Annotated in this window: 12 protein-coding genes and 4 tRNA genes; 10 read left to right on the plus strand and 6 right to left on the minus strand. The window is 59.3% G+C overall.

The genetic code is table 11. The features are described from left to right. The first annotated feature begins 152 nt into the window (after positions 1-152). From OJHNALOF_RS00665 to OJHNALOF_RS00675, 3 genes are all read left to right on the plus strand, one after another. Positions 153-1,421: a glycerate kinase gene (locus tag OJHNALOF_RS00665; RefSeq protein ID WP_094200958.1), complete on the plus strand. Its 1,269-nt coding sequence runs from the start codon at positions 153-155 to the stop codon at positions 1,419-1,421. A gap of 201 nt (positions 1,422-1,622) precedes the next feature. After that, entirely contained in the window at positions 1,623-2,735 is a 1,113-nt protein-coding gene (locus tag OJHNALOF_RS00670) for a carboxynorspermidine decarboxylase (RefSeq protein ID WP_206063498.1), read from the plus strand. A 52-nt stretch (positions 2,736-2,787) separates the two neighbouring features. Then, entirely contained in the window at positions 2,788-4,026 is a 1,239-nt protein-coding gene (locus tag OJHNALOF_RS00675; protein WP_094200969.1) for a saccharopine dehydrogenase family protein, read from the plus strand. 191 nt (positions 4,027-4,217) lie between these two features. Here OJHNALOF_RS00675 and OJHNALOF_RS00680 read toward each other — a convergent pair whose 3' ends face one another. The 6 genes from OJHNALOF_RS00680 to OJHNALOF_RS00705 form a co-directional block, all read right to left on the minus strand. Continuing rightward, the gene (locus OJHNALOF_RS00680; RefSeq protein ID WP_094200970.1) at positions 4,218-5,048 is read right to left on the minus strand and encodes an IclR family transcriptional regulator; all 831 of its coding nucleotides are present in this window, start codon (positions 5,046-5,048) and stop codon (positions 4,218-4,220) included. 355 nt (positions 5,049-5,403) lie between these two features. Continuing rightward, a complete protein-coding gene (locus tag OJHNALOF_RS00685) occupies positions 5,404-6,855 on the minus strand; it encodes a YfcC family protein (RefSeq protein WP_240919603.1) in 1,452 nt (483 codons plus the stop codon). A 756-nt stretch (positions 6,856-7,611) separates the two neighbouring features. Next, positions 7,612-7,688: transfer RNA gene (locus tag OJHNALOF_RS00690), tRNA-Pro, on the minus strand. Between the two features lie 33 nt (positions 7,689-7,721). Further along, positions 7,722-7,807 (minus strand) — tRNA-Leu (locus OJHNALOF_RS00695). Between the two features lie 32 nt (positions 7,808-7,839). Beyond that, positions 7,840-7,915, minus strand: a tRNA-His gene (locus OJHNALOF_RS00700). Between the two features lie 29 nt (positions 7,916-7,944). Beyond that, positions 7,945-8,021, minus strand: a tRNA-Arg gene (locus OJHNALOF_RS00705). A gap of 224 nt (positions 8,022-8,245) precedes the next feature. Between OJHNALOF_RS00705 and OJHNALOF_RS00710 the strand changes: the two genes are divergently transcribed. The 7 genes from OJHNALOF_RS00710 (at position 8,246) to pssA (ending at position 17,784) form a co-directional block, all read left to right on the plus strand. Then, positions 8,246-8,812, plus strand: a complete 567-nt coding sequence (locus tag OJHNALOF_RS00710; RefSeq protein ID WP_094200971.1) for a TetR/AcrR family transcriptional regulator — start codon at positions 8,246-8,248, stop codon at positions 8,810-8,812. A 25-nt stretch (positions 8,813-8,837) separates the two neighbouring features. Next, positions 8,838-9,959 carry an efflux RND transporter periplasmic adaptor subunit gene (locus OJHNALOF_RS00715; protein WP_165660838.1) on the plus strand — a complete coding sequence of 374 codons (1,122 nt, stop codon included), beginning with the start codon at positions 8,838-8,840 and terminating at the stop codon, positions 9,957-9,959. 12 nt (positions 9,960-9,971) lie between these two features. Further along, positions 9,972-13,049: a multidrug efflux RND transporter permease subunit gene (locus OJHNALOF_RS00720; RefSeq protein WP_165660839.1), complete on the plus strand. Its 3,078-nt coding sequence runs from the start codon at positions 9,972-9,974 to the stop codon at positions 13,047-13,049. Positions 13,050-13,142: 93 nt separating this feature from the next. Beyond that, positions 13,143-13,334 carry a hypothetical protein gene (locus OJHNALOF_RS00725; protein ID WP_094200974.1) on the plus strand — a complete coding sequence of 64 codons (192 nt, stop codon included), beginning with the start codon at positions 13,143-13,145 and terminating at the stop codon, positions 13,332-13,334. A gap of 104 nt (positions 13,335-13,438) precedes the next feature. Further along, positions 13,439-14,347: a DMT family transporter gene (locus tag OJHNALOF_RS00730; RefSeq protein ID WP_094200975.1), complete on the plus strand. Its 909-nt coding sequence runs from the start codon at positions 13,439-13,441 to the stop codon at positions 14,345-14,347. A gap of 79 nt (positions 14,348-14,426) precedes the next feature. After that, positions 14,427-16,217, plus strand: coding sequence for an aminopeptidase P family protein (locus tag OJHNALOF_RS00735; RefSeq protein WP_165660840.1), 1,791 nt, complete (start codon positions 14,427-14,429; stop codon positions 16,215-16,217). A gap of 217 nt (positions 16,218-16,434) precedes the next feature. Continuing rightward, a complete protein-coding gene (gene pssA / locus OJHNALOF_RS00740; protein ID WP_165660841.1) occupies positions 16,435-17,784 on the plus strand; it encodes a CDP-diacylglycerol--serine O-phosphatidyltransferase in 1,350 nt (449 codons plus the stop codon). The last annotated feature ends 121 nt before the right edge of the window (positions 17,785-17,905 follow it).

The raw sequence follows: 17,905 nt of genomic DNA on the forward strand, positions 1-17,905 counted from the left end.
CGCCGTTCGGGACACCTCGGGGCGAACGTCGGTGAAAAGATGACTTTCACTCAGGGGGCTTTGTGTTAGACACTGGTCGCCGGTCGTTCTGCCCCACCCCGTTTTGAATCAACAACAGCACCAAGACAGCCGTTTTTTCAGGAGTATTTGCAATGGATATCCAACCCAAGGAGTTGTTACAGCAGTTATTCGACAGCGCCGTGGCCGCCGCCCTGCCCAAGGGTAACCTGGCCGAATACCTGCCCAAGGATACTCGTCAAAAAGCCGTTGTTATCGGTGCCGGCAAGGCCGCCGCCTCCATGGCCGCCGAGTTGGACGCCATCTGGGAAGGGGAACTGTCCGGCGTGGTGGTCACCCGCTACGACCACGGCGCCCCCTGTGAGCGCATTGAGGTGATTGAAGCCGCCCACCCGGTGCCGGATGATGCCGGTGAGCGCGTGGGCCGCCGCATTCTCGAGCTGGTGCAAGGCCTGGGTGAAGACGATCTGGTGATCTGCCTGTTGTCCGGCGGTGGTTCTTCCCTGCTGAGCCTGCCGGCCCCGGGCCTGACCCTGTCCGACAAGCAGGCCATCAACAAGGCCCTGCTCAAGTCCGGCGCCGCCATTGATGAAATGAACTGCGTGCGCAAGCACCTGTCCGGCATCAAGGGTGGCCGCCTGGCCGCCGCCGCCTATCCGGCCCGCCTGATTGCCCTAGGTATCTCCGACGTGCCCGGCGACGAAGCCACCGTGATCGCGTCCGGTCCGACCGTGGCGGATCCGACCACCTCCGCCCAGGCCCTGGCCATTCTCGACAGCTACGGCATCGAAGTGGGTGCCCACGTGCGTGCCTGGCTGGAAAGCCCCGAGTCCGAAACCGTCAAGCCCGGTGACGAGCGCCTGAGCAAGGCCGAGTTCCACATGATCGCCACCCCTCAGGATGCTCTGGACGCCGCCGCCCACCTGGCACGCTCCAAGGGCCTGGCGCCGCTGGTGCTGGGTGACTGCATTGAGGGTGAGTCCCGCGAAGTGGCCAAGGTACACGCCGCCATCGCCAAGCAGATCCTCAAGTGCGGCCAGCCCGTTCAGGCGCCCTGCGTGATCCTGTCCGGCGGTGAAACCACGGTCACCATCAAGGGCAACGGCCGGGGCGGCCGCAACAGCGAATTTATGCTCAGCCTGTTCAACGAGCTCAAGGGTCAGGCCGGCGTGTATGCCCTGGCCGCCGACACCGACGGCATTGACGGCGTGGAAGACAACGCCGGCGCCCTGATCACTCCCGAGCTGTTCGCACGAGCGGAAGCCGCCGGCCTGAAAGCCGAAGACTACCTGGCCAACAACGACAGCTACGGTTTTTTCTCCCAGCTGGAAGCCCTGGTGGAAACCGGTCCAACCCGCACCAACGTCAATGACTTCCGTGCCATTCTGGTGCTGCCGAAGTAAGCCTCGAATTCAAATAACAACAATATTTTAAGCCGCCGGCGGCGGCTTTATTTTCCTCAGCAAGACCGGTCATTCGCGCCGGTCTTTTTTCATGCCGGCTTGACTGGCTCGTCACACTTTTTGCTCGAAGCATGACCACCTTTCCTCTATAATCACGCGCTTTAAAATTCCCTAAGCGGGTGGTGTTCACAGCCTGGAGGTATGACCCTAGTGATCAAGACGCCTTACTATCTCATCGACAAGAGCAAGCTGCTGCGCAACATGGAGAAAATCGCCTATGTTCGCGAGCACTCCGGCGCCAAGGCGCTGCTGGCCCTGAAATGCTTTGCCACCTGGTCGGTATTTGACCTGATGAGCCAGTACATGGACGGCACCACCTCTTCCTCCCTCAACGAAGTGAAGCTCGGCAAACAGAAATTCGGCGGCGAAACCCATGCCTACAGCGTGGCCTATGGCGACGACGAAATTGAAGAAGTGCTGACTCACTCCGACAAGGTAATCTTCAACACCATCGGCCAGCTTGAGCGTTTTGAACAAGCCTCCGCCAGCCACGTGCGCGGTCTGCGCCTGAACCCGGGGGTGTCCAGCTCCGAGTTTCTGATCGCCGACCCGTCCCGTCCCTTCAGCCGTCTGGGTGAGTGGGACGCCGCCAAGGTGGAAGCGGTGATGGCCAAAATCTCCGGCTTCATGATTCACAACAACTGCGAAAACAGCGACTTTGACCTGTTTGATCGCATGCTGGGTGAGATTGAAGACAAATTCGGCGGCCTGCTGAGCCGGCCGCAAATCACCTGGGTAAGCCTGGGCGGCGGCATTCACTTCACCGGTGAAGACTACCCGGTAGACCGCTTCTGTGCCCGGCTCAAGGCCTTTTCAGAGCGCTTTGGCGTGCAGGTGTATCTGGAGCCCGGCGAGGCCTCCATCACCATGAGTACCTCGCTGGAAGTGACCGTGCTCGACACACTGTTCAACGGCAAGCAACTGGCCATAGTGGACAGCTCCATTGAAGCCCATATGCTCGACCTGCTGATCTACCGGGAGACCGCCAAGATGGCGCCCAACGACGGCGAACATCGGTACATGGTGTGCGGCAAGTCCTGTCTGGCCGGCGACATATTCGGCGAATTCAACTTCGACCGGCCGCTGCAGGTAGGGGATCGGCTATCCTTTATCGATGCCGCCGGCTACACCATGGTGAAGAAGAACTGGTTCAACGGCGTGCAGATGCCCGCCATCGCCGTGCGTGAACTCGACGGCAGCGTAAACCTGGTCAGGGGATTTACCTTTGACGACTTTGTAGACAGCCTCTCCTGAGGCATGGAGTAAACCACAACGCAGCCTTTCAAGGAGGCTCCAGAGGAAAAAAATGAAGAAAAACGTTCTGATTATTGGTGCCGGTGGTGTCGCCCAGGTTGTTGCCCACAAATGTGCGCAACATAACGATGTTCTGGGTAACATTCACATCGCCTCGCGCACTGTCGAGAAATGTCAGCAAATCGTCGACAGCGTACGGGAAAAGGGCAGCCTCAAGGTTGCCGGTGAATTGCAAGCCCATGCCCTGGATGCGCTCGATATCGAAGCCACCAAGGCGTTGATTGACAAAACACAGTCGCAACTGGTGATCAATGTCGGATCGGCTTTCATCAATATGTCGGTGCTGCAGGCCTGTATCGAGACCGGCGCCGCCTACCTCGACACCGCCATTCACGAAGATCCCACCAAGATCTGCGAAAATCCGCCCTGGTACGCCAACTATGAGTGGAAGCGCAAGGCCATCTGCGAAGAGAAAGGCATCACCGCCATTCTGGGTGCCGGCTTTGACCCGGGTGTGGTCAACGCCTACGCCGCGGTGGCGGTGAACGAATACTTCGACAGCGTCGACTCCATCGACATCATCGACATCAACGCCGGCAGCCACGGTCGTTACTTTGCCACCAACTTCGATCCGGAAATCAACTTCCGCGAGTTCACCGGCCGCGTCTGGTCCTGGCAGAACAACGAGTGGGTGCAGAACCAAATGTTCGAGCACAAGCGCACCGACGACCTGCCGGTAGTGGGCATGCAGACCAGCTACATGACCGGCCACGACGAAGTGCACTCCCTGTCCCAGAACCTGGGCGTGCCCAATGTGCGCTTCTGGATGGGCTTTGGCGAGCATTACATCAATGTGTTCACCGTGCTCAAGAATCTGGGCCTGCTGTCCGAGCAGCCGGTGAAAACCGCCGAAGGCCTGGAAGTGGTACCGCTCAAGGTGGTCAAGGCCGTGCTGCCCGATCCGTCTTCCCTGGCCCCGGACTACACCGGCAAGACCTGCATCGGTGACCAGGTGAAGGGCAAGAAGGACGGCAAGGACAAGGAAGTGTTCATCTATAACGTGGCCGACCACGCCGACGCCTATGCCGAAGTGGGCAGCCAGGGCATTTCCTACACCGCCGGGGTGCCGCCGGTGGCCGCCGCCCTGCTGATCGCCAGCGGTGAATGGGACGTGAAGAAAATGGCCAACATCGAAGAGCTGGATCCCAAGCCCTTCATCAACCTGCTCAATGAAATGGGTCTGCCGACCCGTATCAAGGACGAGCAGGGCGACCGCCCGCTGAGCTTCTGAGCTTAGTTCGCGAATGCAAAAGGCCTGTCAAAAGACAGGCCTTTTTTGTGTCCAACGCGAAGCAACAGCGGGATTGACTGTATTCAGTCAATCAGTAGTAGGTTGCGAATGAGCGCAGCGAATTCCAACATGAAGCCGGCTGCGAAATGTTGTAAATTCGCTGCGCCCATCGCCAATCTACAGGCTTCAGCTTATGGCTTGCGACTGGTGCTGGGCGCCTTGCCGCCGATGGCCTGGGTCACTTTTCGGGCGGCGTCCATTACCAGGGCGCTGAGCTGGGGAATGCGTTCCCATTTCACTCGTACCGCCGGGCCGGAAATGGAAATGGCGGCCACCGCTTCACCGTGTTCGTTATAGATGTTGGCGGCAATGCAGCGCAGGCCTTCAAACTGCTCTTCGTCATCGAGGGAATAGCCCTGCTGGGCGATTTTGTGCAGCTCCAGCTCGAACTGGCTGGGATGAATAATGGTGTGCTCGGTATAGGCCTTCATGCCGTTCTTGCGCACCAGCTCCAACGCTTCTTTCATCGGCAGCGCCGACAACAGCGCCTTGCCCACGCCGGCGGCATGCACCGGCGAACGGCTGCCCAAAGACACCACCATGCGCATGGTCTGGGGCGACTCCACCTGGCCCACATACACCACACTGCCCTGCTCCAGGATCGCCAGGTTGGAAGTTTCGCCGGTTTCCGCCACCAGCCGTTTCATGTGCGGCCGCGCCTGAGCGATAAAGTCGCGCTTTTTGAGGTAGGCATTGCCAATGGAGAAGGCGTGCACGCCAATGCTCCACAACCCCTGGCTTTCATCCAGATCCACAAAGTCATGGCTGCGCAGACTGTTGAGCAGGCGGTGGGCGGTGGACGGCGCCAGTCCCAGGCTGCCGGCCACGTCGGTGAGCGACATGCCCATGTCGGAGGCGGCCAGCCGCTCCAGCAGTAGCAGTGCCCGGGACAGGGACTGCACCTGGGTGGCGCCGGCCGGCTTGGTGGTTTTTGCTTTTGGCTGTTTTATTGGCTCGACCATGGAAAACCTGAGCAAGACGGAAATCAAAGAATGTTATTGTATTGTTTATCGCCGATTAAGTCCCGCCCAATCCGGCGAGCCTGGCAATTACCTTCACCTGGGTGCAACGGCTGACACCTCACCGAACGAGCACCGGTTATATCGCTTAAAGGCGTTGATGCACCATGCTACGTGGCGCTATTCCGGCTTGGTTCCCGCTCCCTGACAGCGGGAACCGAGCCGCACGAATGGCGCCGCGGCCGCATACCGGCAACCTGCTTATTTAAGATGCCTTTCGGGCAGAATTGCCCTATCGCATAGAAAAGGGGCCTTCCAAAGGAGGCCCCGCATGATACTTGAACACCCCGTCAGGGGATCAGCCTGTCCACTGAGTGAACTGGGCGAAGATCAGGAAGCCCATGGAGATGGCCACCCAGGTACCGAACAAAGGCAGGAAAAACTTGACCCATTTGTTCCAGCTGACACCCGCCAGTGCCAGCGTAGCCATAAAGTAACCCGAGGTCGGATACAGAATGTTACCGATGCCATCGCCCAGCTGGTATGCCAGCACGGCGGTTTGACGGGTTACGCCAACCAGATCAGCCAGCGGCGCCATGATCGGCATGGTCACCAGCGCCTGGCCACTGCCCGACGGTACCACAAAGTTGAAGCCCAACTGAGAAAGGTACATACCGATGGCAGAAAAGATCGGCGGGAACTCGCCAACCAGGTTGCCAAGACCGAATACCAGGGTATCCATGATCTGGCCTTCTTCCAGCACCACGGCAACGGCACGGGCAATACCGCAGATCATGGCACCCACCAGGACGTCGCGGAAACCTTCGTTAAAGCCATCGCAAATGTCCGAAGTCTTCAGGCCCGCAATCATGCCGACCACTACGCCCATGATGATAAACAGCCCCGCCATTTCCATCATGAACCAGCCCTGGGTCATCACGCCCCATACCAGGGTGGCAAAGAAACCAAAGGCCGCAAGCGACGCCCACTTCTGACGGGAAGTGGCGGTCAGGGCGCCTTCATCGTCGGCATGCTGATAGTGCTTGCGCTTCTCCAGCTCCTTGGTATCGCCTTCCATCAGGCTCAGGGCAGGATTGTTTTTTACCTTCAGGGCGTAACGGGTGACATAGAAAATGCCGGGCACCAGGATGGCGGCAAATACCAGCGCACGCAGTCCCATGCCTGAATACACAGGCAAATCAGCCAGCTGCTGGCCCAGGCCGGTGTTGATGGGATTGAGCACACCAGAGGTAAAACCGGCAGTGGTGGCGCACAGCGCCACGGCGGCGGCGGTGACGGAGTCAAAGCGCAACGCCAGCATCAGGGGCAGAATAACGGGCACATACACCAACGCCAGCTCCTGAGTACCTATCAGGGTCGCGATCACGGCAAAGGTGGTCATCAGGACGGGAATGATCACTATGGTGTTATGAGCGAACCGACGGGTCAGCTTGTCTACCCCAATCTCGATAATGCCGGTACGGCGCAGCACCATGAACATGCCACCGATGATAAAGGTGAAGAACACCACAGTACCCGCATCCATCAGTCCTTTGGGAATGGCAAGCATAAAATCCACGGGGCCGACCGGGGTGGACTCGACCACCTGGTAGGAGTTGGGGTCAATGGTGGTTCGGCCATTAGGACCGGGTACCCGGTCGTATTGCCCGGCGGGAACAATATAGGTCAGCACCGCGGCAATGGCGCTGAATATAAACAAGATGACATAAATATGAGGCATCTCGAAAGACTTTTTCTTTTTACCTGCGTCGGTAGAAGAAAGTTCATTGGCTTTAGACATGAGACTCATGACCTCTCCCTTTTTACAACAACTGATTAAATCCATTTACGCTGGCTAGCGTGTTTCCAAGGTCGCGGTGTCATTTCAACATCAAGAGTCGTATGGCTAATCCTTGCGAACCTCCCAACCATTATTAACCATTCATTAACCGGCAGGCAACCAGTTTTAAAAACCAATTCCACATTGCGGAAATTTTTATTTAAAGAAAAAAGCAGAATCACTAACAAATGAACGAAAGTGACTGTAATAATCTGTTTTATATTGGTTTTTTATCGAAAATAACAAGGAACAAATTGTGAACATTATTGTTTTTATTTTGGCGCATTAACTAACTCAATCAATTAGACAATATAGATAAAACCTGACTTCAAAAATAAACAACAACAAAAACATAATATAAACAACTTGTACAATTCGTCTGCACCATAAAGCTTCATATAAAAACAAAAAGAATTCGAATGAATACATCTTATTGATTCCCCTGCGCCGGTCCTTTCCATTTCATTAAACGGATGGACCGTAAAGGTGCGTGCGATTGCCGGCACGCGTCAGGTAATAAAGGCAATGACACAGGGTAAAAACACAGACTGGTGAACACCTCAAGAAGGCACGGTAATCCCATGATGAATCGCCGGGCACAAAAAAACCGACGCTGTGGTCGGTTTACTTGGGATCGCCCTTGCGGTGTTTCAGTATTCGAGTCGACGCCCCAAACGGGCGGCACGAGTGCGGGCATAAAAAAACCGACACTAGGTCGGTTAATTCTGGTCGGCGTTGCAGGATTCGAACCTGCGACCCTCTGGTCCCAAACCAGATGCGCTACCAGGCTGCGCTAAACGCCGAAACTGTTCTCTTGCGAAACTGTTTGAAAGCAGTGGTGCGAAGGGGGGGACTTGAACCCCCACGTCCGAAGGACACTAACACCTGAAGCTAGCGCGTCTACCAATTCCGCCACCCTCGCATGTTTACTGCTTTCAGGCCTTGGCCTGAAACTGGGGTGACCGACGGGGCTCGAACCCGCGACAACCGGAATCACAATCCGGGACTCTACCAACTGAGCTACGGTCACCATAATCAAATTGTTGTCCAACTACCGAATGGCGCGCCCGACAGGATTCGAACCTGTGACCTCTGCCTCCGGAGGGCAGCGCTCTATCCAGCTGAGCTACGGGCGCTCTATATTTGGACGCTGCGAATACTAAGGTCAGCCCCCGCCCTTGTCCAGCACTTTTTTGTCTTTACCGGCCATCTGCCGGTTTTGTCGGCAGAATGGCGTTTTTTTTAACTAAAGTGAAGAAAGGGCCACACTGCGGCGATTGACTTGAAGTGACGATGGCCTAGAATCAGCAGTCGAATGAACGTTCATTCATTTATGGTTCAGACTTCAGACAGAGAACAGATGACAAACAAGCGCGAGCGCATTCTCAATGCGGCGGAACACCTGATCGCCAACCTCGGCTTTCAGGGCATGTCGATGCAGCTGGTCGCCCGGGAAGCCGGTGTGGCCACCGGCACCATTTATCGCTATTTCAGGGACAAGGAAAGCCTGCTGCGCTGTGTACATGAAGAGCGAATGCAGGAGGTGTCTGTGGCCCTGCTGCAGGGCGTCAACACGCAGGACCCCAGCCTGGCGCAGTTTCGACTGCTGTGGCAGAACTGCCTGCATTACCTGCTGAGCAACCCCGACTGTCTGTTGTACCGCGTGCAGTACGAAGCCTCTCCCCTGTTCAGCAGAGAAGAGGAAGAACGCATGGATGAACGCTATTTCAAACCGGTGTTCGAGTTTTTCGAACGCGGCCGGGACATCGGCCTGTTTCGGGATCTGCCATCAGACCTGCTGGGATTCCTGGCGCTGGAAAATCTGATGCTGTTAACCCAGAGGCACGCCCGGGGCTGTATTCAGATGAACGAGGCCGTCTTTGACGAGCTGATGGATGCGGCCTGGAACGCCATTTTAAAACGCTAACAACCACGTCGCGGGAGTGACTTCGATGAAAAAATGGACCCTGTCCATGCTGCTGCTGGTGATCCTGATCTTCGGCAGCGTCATTGGTTTTAACCTGTTCAAGCAAAAAATGATGGCCCAGTATTTCGCCAATCAGCCGGTGCCCAGCTTTCCGGTCACCGTGACCGAGATCACTCCGGTAGACTGGACACCACGCATCGCCGCCATCGGTTTTATCGAGCCGATTCAGGGCATCAATGTCAGCAACGAGTCTGCCGGCATCGTGCGTGCCATTCACTTTGAGTCGGGCCAGCAGGTCAAGGCCGGTGAGGTGCTGGTGGAGCTCGACGCCGACGTGGAAAAAGCCAACCTGCGCAGCTCCGAAGGCCGGCTGCCGGCGGTTCGTGCCAACCTCACGCGCATGCGTCAGCTATTCCAGCGCGGCTCCGTCTCCCAGGGTCAGCTCGATGACGCCGAAGCCAGCTACCGGGAACTGCAAGGCCAAATCGACTCCCTTCAGGCCACCATTGAACGGCGCACCATTCGCGCGCCCTTTGACGGCGTCATGGGTATTCGCAACGCCTTTCTCGGCCAGTATCTGAACGCCGGCACCGACATTGCCCGGCTGGAAGACATCAGCCAGTTCCGCATTCGCTTTACCATTCCCCAGACCCGCATCGCCGACATTCGCGTGGGCCAGGCCCTGAACATTCTGGTAGACGCCTATCCGGACACGCCGTTTGAAGGCGAGATCACCGCCATTGAGCCGCAGATCAACCCGGAATCGGGCGTGGTGCAGGTGCAGGCCAGCATTCCCAATCAGGGCGGCAAACTGCGCTCGGGCATGTTCGCCAAGCTGGACGTGCAGCTGCCGGTGAAAGCCGACCAGATCCTGGTGCCCCAGCACGCCATCAATTTCACCCTTTACGGCCAGACCGTGTATGTGGTGAAAGAAGAACAGGCCGACGACGGCGAGACCGTGCGGGTAGCGCAACAGCGGGTGATTGAAGTGGCCGAGCGGGAAGCCGATTTCGCCCGGGTGGTGAAGGGCCTGGAAGCAGGTGAAACCATCGTCACGTCCGGCCAGGTGCGCCTGTCCAACGGCAGCCGGGTCAACCCGGTGGAAAGCGACGCCCTCGACACTCCAGAATCGGCCCCCCTGCTGTAAGCGGAGACTTTCATGCGTTTTACCGATATCTTCATAAAACGGCCGGTGCTGGCCGTTTCGATCAGCCTGCTGATCGTGCTGCTAGGGCTGCAGGCCCTGCAGAAAATGCAGGTACGCGAATACCCGGAAATGACCAATACCGTGGTCACCGTCAGTACCAGCTATTACGGCGCCAGCGCCGACCTGATTCAGGGCTTTATTACCCAGCCGCTGGAGCAGGCCATTGCCCAAGCCGACAATATCGACTTTATGACCTCGTCGAGCAGCAACGGCAGCTCCAGCATCACGGTGCAGATGAAGCTGAACACCGACCCCAACGCGGCCCTGTCGGACATTCTGGCCCGGGTCAACTCGGTGCGCTCCCAGCTGCCCCGGGAGGCGGAGGATCCCAGCCTGGAGATGACCACGGGGGCCTCTACCTCCATCATGTATATCGCCTTCAGCAGTGAGCAACTGAACTCGCCCCAGATTAACGACTACCTGGAGCGGGTAGTGCGGCCCCAGTTCTACTCGGTGGACGGGGTAGCCAAGCTCAACCTGTTCGGCGGCGCCAAGTTTGCCCTGCGCATCTGGCTGGATCCGCTGCGGCTGGCGGCCCAGCAACTGACCGCCGCCGAGGTGCTGTCGGTGCTGCAGTCCAACAACTACCAGGCCGCCGCCGGCCAGTCCACCGGCTATTACATGCTCTACAACAGCGATATCAATACCCAGATTGAAACCGCCGAAGAGCTGGAGTCCCTGGTGGTGGCCACCCGCAATGACGCCGTGGTGCGCCTGCGCGACGTGGCCAAGGTGTCGCTGGAAAAGAGCCACGATGTGGTACGTGCCCTGGCCGACGGCCAGTCGGCGGTGATCATCGGGGTTGACCCCACGCCGTCCGCCAACCCGCTGAATGTGGCCGAGAACGTGCGCAACATGCTGCCGGATCTCGAGCGCAACATGCCCGACACCATCAAGATGGAACTGTTGTATGACGCCACCGACGCCATCAACGAGTCCATTCACGAGGTGGTGAAAACCATTCTGGAAGCGTCCCTTATCGTGGTGGTGGTGATCACCCTGTTCCTGGGCTCGCTGCGCGCCGTGCTGATCCCCATTATCACCATTCCGCTGTCGTTGATCGGGGTGGCGATCCTGATGAGCATGTTCGGCTTCAGCATCAACCTGATGACGCTGCTGGCCATGGTGCTGGCCATCGGCCTGGTGGTGGACGACGCCATCGTGGTGGTGGAAAACGTCGACCGGCACATCAAGGCCGGCGAATCGCCCTACCGGGCCGCCATTCTCGGCACCCGGGAAATCGCGGTACCGGTGATCACCATGACCATCACCCTGGCGGCGGTATACGCTCCCATCGCCCTGATGGGCGGCATTACCGGCTCCCTGTTCAAGGAATTCGCCCTGACCCTGGCCGGCGCCGTGTTTATTTCCGGCGTGGTGGCGCTGACCCTGTCACCCATGATGTGCTCCAAGCTGCTCAAGCCCCATGTCAATCCCAACCGCTTTGAGCAGGGCGTGGAGAACACCCTGGAGCGACTGACCGACGACTACAGCCGCATGCTGGACGCGGTGCTGGCCAAGCGCCCCGTGGTGATCGCTTTTGCCCTGCTGGTGTTCGGCTCCATGCCGGTGCTGTTCAGCTTCATTCCCAGCGAGCTGGCGCCGAGTGAAGACAAAGGGGCCTTCCTGATGATGGCCAAGGCCCCCAACACCGCCAACCTCGATTACATCGAGAACAACATGCGCAAGGCGGTGGAAGTGCTCAACAAGGACGACGCCCTGTCCACCTCGCTGACCATTGCCGGCGTACCCAGCGCCAACCAGGGTCTGGCGGTAGCGGTGCTCAAACCCTGGAGTCAGCGGGATGCGCAAAAAGCGGTGATCGAGCGGCTGACGCCGCCGTTGCAGGGCATTCCGGCGGTGGCCATCAGCGCCTTTGAATTTCCCGAACTGCCCGGCGCGTCCAGTGGCCTGCCGGTGCAATATGTGCTGACCACCCCCAACAACTTTGAAAGCCTGTATGAAGTGGCCGCCGAGGTGCTTCAAACGGTCAGCCAGAGCCCGCTGTTTGTGTACAGCGAGCTGGATCTGGCCTTTGACTCCGGCACCATGAAAATTCAGGTCAACCGGGACAAGGCCGGCGCCTATGGCGTGACCATGCAGGACATCGCCATCACCCTGTCCACCATGATGAGCGACGCCTACGTCAACCGGGTGGATCTGGACGGCCGCAGCTACGAGGTTATTCCTCAGGTGGCCCGGGCCGACCGGCTCAACCCGGATTCCATTCGCGACTACTATGTGCGCGCCCACAATGGCGACATGGTGCCCCTGGCCAACCTGGTGTCGATCACCATGGAGGCCCAGCCCCGCTCCCTGCCCCATTACAACCAGCTGAACTCGGCCACCATAGGTGCCGTGCTTACGCCGGGCGTGTCCATGGGCGATGCCATCGGGTTTCTGGAGCAAAGCGTCACCGCCGAGCTGCCCAACGGCTATAACCACGACTACCTGGGTGCCGCCCGCCAGTTCGTGACCGAGGGTAACGCCCTGTACATGACCTTCCTGCTGGCGCTGTTCATCATTTTCCTGGTACTGGCGTCCCAGTTTGAAAGTGTGCGCGATCCGCTGGTGATCATGGTATCGGTGCCCCTGGCCATTTCCGGCGCCCTGGTGGCCCTGGCCTGGGGCCTGGCAACCATGAACATCTACACCCAGGTGGGTCTGATCACCCTGGTAGGCATCATCACCAAGCACGGCATTCTGATGTGTGAAGTGGCCAAGGAAGAGCAGCTGCACCGAGGCCGGGATCGCACCGAAGCCATTCGCGTGGCGGCCCGCATTCGTCTGCGCGCCATTCTGATGACCACCGCCGCCATGGTGGCCGGCCTGATTCCGCTGCTGTTTGCGGCGGGTGCCGGTGCCTTCTCGCGCTTTGGCATGGGCATCGTCATCGTCTCCGGCCTGAGCATAGGTACCCTGTTTACCCTATTCGTGCTGCCGGTGATCTACACCTTCCTGGCCTCACGCCACCGTCCGCTGCCGGAGTTTGACGAAACCCAGGCACCCAAGGCGCTGGCCGGCCACTAAGCCAACCTGTAATCCGCAAAAGGGCTGCATCACGCAGCCCTTTTTGTTTATGGACCATGCTGTAAGGGCAATGCCGCCAACAGGGAGAAAAGAATGACGCTTTGGATATTGCTGGCGCTGGGTATTGGCCTGGTGCTGGTGCTCGGCCAGAACCGGGCCCAAAACGAACTGGAAAACCGGGTGGAACAACTGCAGGCCGAACAGCGCCGGCTGCTGGAACGCATTACCACCCTGGAGAAGCTGGTGCTGGAAAAGGAAAAACGCCGCCCCTTTGAAGAGCTGTGACCGTCTCCCTTGCACCGTTCCAGTCATGAGAAGCTGTGATCAGGCCCCTTGCTCCGCTCAAACCGGCTGCCTACACTGCCTGTCTCATTGCGCGGGACGATCCTATGAAGAATCAGAAAAAAGCCTACCTGTTCGGGCTGGGAGCGGTGGCCTGCTGGTCTACCGTGGCCAGTGCCTTTAAACTTTCGCTCGATTATTTTGATCCGGCCCAGCTGTTGCTGGTGGCGACGAGCAGCTCCTTGCTGCTACTGCTCGGCCTGCTGGCACGCCAGGGCAAGCTGCACCTGCTGGGGCGCACCCTGAAACAGCGCCCCGGCTACTACGCCCTGCTGGGGCTGATTAACCCGGCGCTCTACTACCTGGTGCTGTTTCAGGCCTACGACCTGCTGCCGGCCCAGCAGGCCCAGACCCTCAATTATACCTGGGCCATCACCCTCACCCTGCTGGCAGTGCCCTTTCTGGGCCAGACCATTCGCCGCCAGGACTGGGTAGCCATCGTGCTCGGCTACCTGGGCGCCATGGTGATCGCCACCAAGGGCAATTTGCTCAGCCTGAATTTCGAAAGCCCGCTGGGTGTGGCCCTGGCGCTGGGCTCCACCCTGCTGTGGGCCGGCTACTGGATCCTCAACACCCGCAACCAGGCCGATCCCCTGGTGACCCTTACCTTAAGCTTTTTGCTGGGACTGCCGGTGATCGTGCTGGCCACCGCCTGGCTGTCGGACTTCGCCCTCACCGCCTGGCAGGGCTGGGTAGGTGCCATCTATGTGGGTCTGTTTGAGATGGGCTTTGCCTTTGTGATGTGGCTGCTGGCCCTGCGCCACGCCGAAAACACCGCCCGCATTTCCAACCTGATTTTTATCTCGCCCTTTGCCTCTCTGGTGCTGCTGCGGCTGCTGGTGGGCGAGCAAATCTACCCCGCCACCCTGGTGGGCCTGGTGATGATAGTTACCGCCCTGCTGATCCAGCAATGGCGCCCCCGGGGGCGGTTTGCCAAGCCCTCAAGCGCGGAGTAGAGTGAGCGAAACGCGGCGAAAGCACGCTCACGCCGGCCGGTGCCATTCCACATTTAAAAGACCTTGTTAAGGAATCAACATGACCCACGCCCAACGCCTTGCGAATGTTCGTGACGACATGCGGCTGCAGCAACTGGACGCCTTTATCGTGCCCCACGACGACGAGCATCTGGGTGAATACATTCCTCCCTATGCCGAACGCCTGGCCTGGCTCACCGGCTTTACCGGCTCTGCCGGCGCCGCCGTGGTGCTGACCGGCAAGGCGGCGGTATTTGTGGATGGCCGCTATACCGTGCAGGTACGCCACCAGTGCGACGCCGGCCTGTTCGAATACCGCCATTTAATCCAGGAGCCGGTGCTCGACTATGTGCTGAGCGAGCTGGCCGCCGGTTCCCGGGTGGGCTTTGATCCGCGCCTGCACAGCCGGGGCTGGTTTGATGCCGCCAACAAGAAACTGGCCGCCCGCGACCTGAAGCTGGTGCCGGTCGGCGTCAACCCCATCGACAAGCACTGGCACGACAGGCCCGAGCCGGAAATTCACCCGGCGCTGCTGCTCGATCAGGACTACAGCGGCCAGCACAGCGAGGCCAAGCGCAACCGTATTGCCGAACGGCTGGCCGCCAACAACATAGATGCCCAGTTACTGACCCAGGCCGAGCCCATCAACTGGCTGCTCAATATTCGCGGTCGCGATATTCCCTGCCTGCCGGCGGTGCTGAGCTTTGCCCTGCTGCACAACGACGGCGCCGTGCAGCTGTTTGCCGAGCCCGCCAAGTTCAACGGCCTGGATCTCGCCGGCCACAGTGGCCATAACGTCACCCTGGCCCCCATCTGCGAGCTGGAAAGCGCCCTGTGTGCACTGGGCCAGCAGGGTGCCCGGGTACAACTCGACCCCGCCACCGCCAACGCCTGGAGCAGCCTGGTGCTGGAGCAGGCCGGCGCCGAGCTGGTGTTTGCCGACGACCCCTGCATGCTGCCCAAGGCCTGCAAAAACCCGGTGGAAGTGCAGGGCAGCCGTGCCGCCCACCTGCGTGACGGCGCCGCCGTGTGCCGCTTTCTGGCATGGCTCGATCGCCGCCTCGCCGAGCCTCACCCGGAGCGGGAAGACGAAGGCACCCTGGCCGACCGGCTGCAGGCGCTGCGGGCGCAAGCCCCCGAGTTTGTAGAAGCCAGCTTCAGCACCATCTCGGCGCTGGGCCCCAACGCCGCCATGTGCCACTACCATCATGGCAACGGCACCCCACGCACACTGGGGCAGGACGCCATCTACCTGGTGGACTCCGGCGGCCAGTATCTGGACGGCACCACCGACATTACCCGCACCGTGGCGGTGGGCGAACCCAATGATGAAATGCGCAAACTGTTCACCCTGGTGCTGCGCGGCCATATCGATCTGGCCTGTGCCCGTTTCCCCGCCGGCACCGGCGGCCTGCAGCTGGACGCCCTGGCGCGCATGCCGCTGTGGCAACAAGGCTACAACTTCGATCACGGCACCGGCCACGGCGTGGGCCACTACCTCAGCGTGCACGAAGGCCCCCAGCGCATTTCCCCCAAGGGCAGCACGGTGCCCCTGACCACCGGCATGATCGTCTCCAACGAGCCCGGCTATTACCGGGAAAACGCCTTTGGCATTCGTTGTGAAAACCTGGAAGTGGTGCAGCCCGCCAACACCGACGGTGATATTCCGGTATTTGAATTTGAGCACCTCACCCAGGTGCCCTTTGATCGCCGCCTGATCGACACTACCTGGCTGGAAGCCCGACACATTGACTGGCTCAACGACTATCACGCCGGGGTATGGGAAAAGATCAGTCCGCAGCTGACCGGCGGCGACCTCACCTGGCTGGAGCGGGCGACCCGGCCGCTCTGAGAAACAGGGGAGCAGGGATGGTAGGTTGGAATGAGCGCAGCGAATTCCAACAATTCACAGCCGGCTGCGTGTTGTGGTTCGCTTCGCTCATCACAACCTACTCCTAATTCCCGGTTCCTGCTCTAATTTGCTGCCCTTTGCCCTAATTCGGTAAACTGCACCGAATCTTGCCGTTTAAGTATGGTCTTACGCGGCAACGCCATTAATCAGGTTCATTATGCAACTAGCCAATTATTACCGAAGCCTGCTGCAGCGCCTGCCGGCCCTGTCGGTGGATGCCGACAAGGTGCGCGCGCTGCACTCCGCCGCCGCCTTTCGAGAGCGGCTGCTGACGCTTATCGCCACGGCACAAACCCGCATCTGCCTGGTGGCACTCTATCTGCAGGACGACGACGCCGGCCGGGAAATTCTCACCGCCCTGCACCAGGCCAAGCAGGCCAATCCGACGCTGGACGTACGCCTTTACGTCGACTTTCACCGGGCCCAGCGCGGGCTTATCGGTCATGCCGGGCAGGGCGGCAACCACCTGATGTATCAGGAATTCGCCGAACGCTACGAACATCCCATCGCCATTCACGGGGTGCCGGTCAAGGGCCGGGAGCTGCTCGGCGTGCTGCACCTCAAGGGCTTTGTGTTTGACGACACCCTGCTCTATTCCGGCGCCAGCATCAACGACATTTACCTGCATCAGAACGGCCGCTACCGCTTTGATCGCTACCACGAAATCACCGACGCCGGCCTCGCAGACGCCATGCTGGATTATGTTGACCGGCTGTTTGCCCACAACCCGACGGTGCCGGCCCTGAACCAGCCCGAGATCCCCACCGCGCGCCGGCTGCGCCAGCCCATTCGCCAGTTTCGTCATCGGCTGCGCCGGGGCCAGTATCAGTTCGAGCACCAGCCCCGCCAGCCCGGCGAGGTGGCGGTCACCCCGCTGGCCGGACTGGGCAAGCGCGGCAACAAGCTTAACCGGGCCATTCGCACCATGGTACGGGGCACCAAAGAGAAGTTGTTTGTCTGCACCCCCTACTTCAACCTGCCCAAGTCCCTGGCCCGGGACATTCGCAGCCAGCTCAAAAAGGGCCGGGAAGTCACCCTGGTGATTGGCGACAAGACCGCCAACGACTTTTATATTCCGCCCGACGAGCCCTTTCGCACCATAGGCGGGTTACCCTACCTGTATGAAGCCAACCTGCGCCGCTTTGCCCGATCCAACCAAACCTTTATCTACCAGGGCAAACTCCACATCATGCTCTGGCGGCACGACCACAACTCCTATCACCTCAAGGGACTGTTTGTGGATGACGACCTGGCCATGATCACCGGCAACAATCTCAACCCCCGCGCCTGGGGGCTGGATCTGGAAAACGGCCTGCTGCTGCAGGATCCGGAGCACCGTCTGCGGGCCACCTTTGAGGAAGAAAAGGCCAACATTCTGCAACACTGCCGGCGGCTGACCCATTTCACCGAAATCGAGCAGCTCGGCGACTATCCTGAGCCGGTGCAGCGGCTGCTCAAGCGGGTGCAGCGCACCCAGGCCAATGTGCTGCTGAAACGCCTGCTCTGAATGACAATGAGGGGTACGCAGAAGGCAAGGAAACTGCCGCCACTGCGCTAACCCTGCTTTCGGCTTCGCGCTTCCAGCTTTCGGCGCTTGTTGCTATTCTTCTGTACATATTTACAGTGCA

The sequence above is a fragment of the Oceanimonas sp. MB9 genome (genome assembly GCF_011319775.1).
Lineage (GTDB): Bacteria > Pseudomonadota > Gammaproteobacteria > Enterobacterales > Aeromonadaceae > Oceanimonas > Oceanimonas doudoroffii.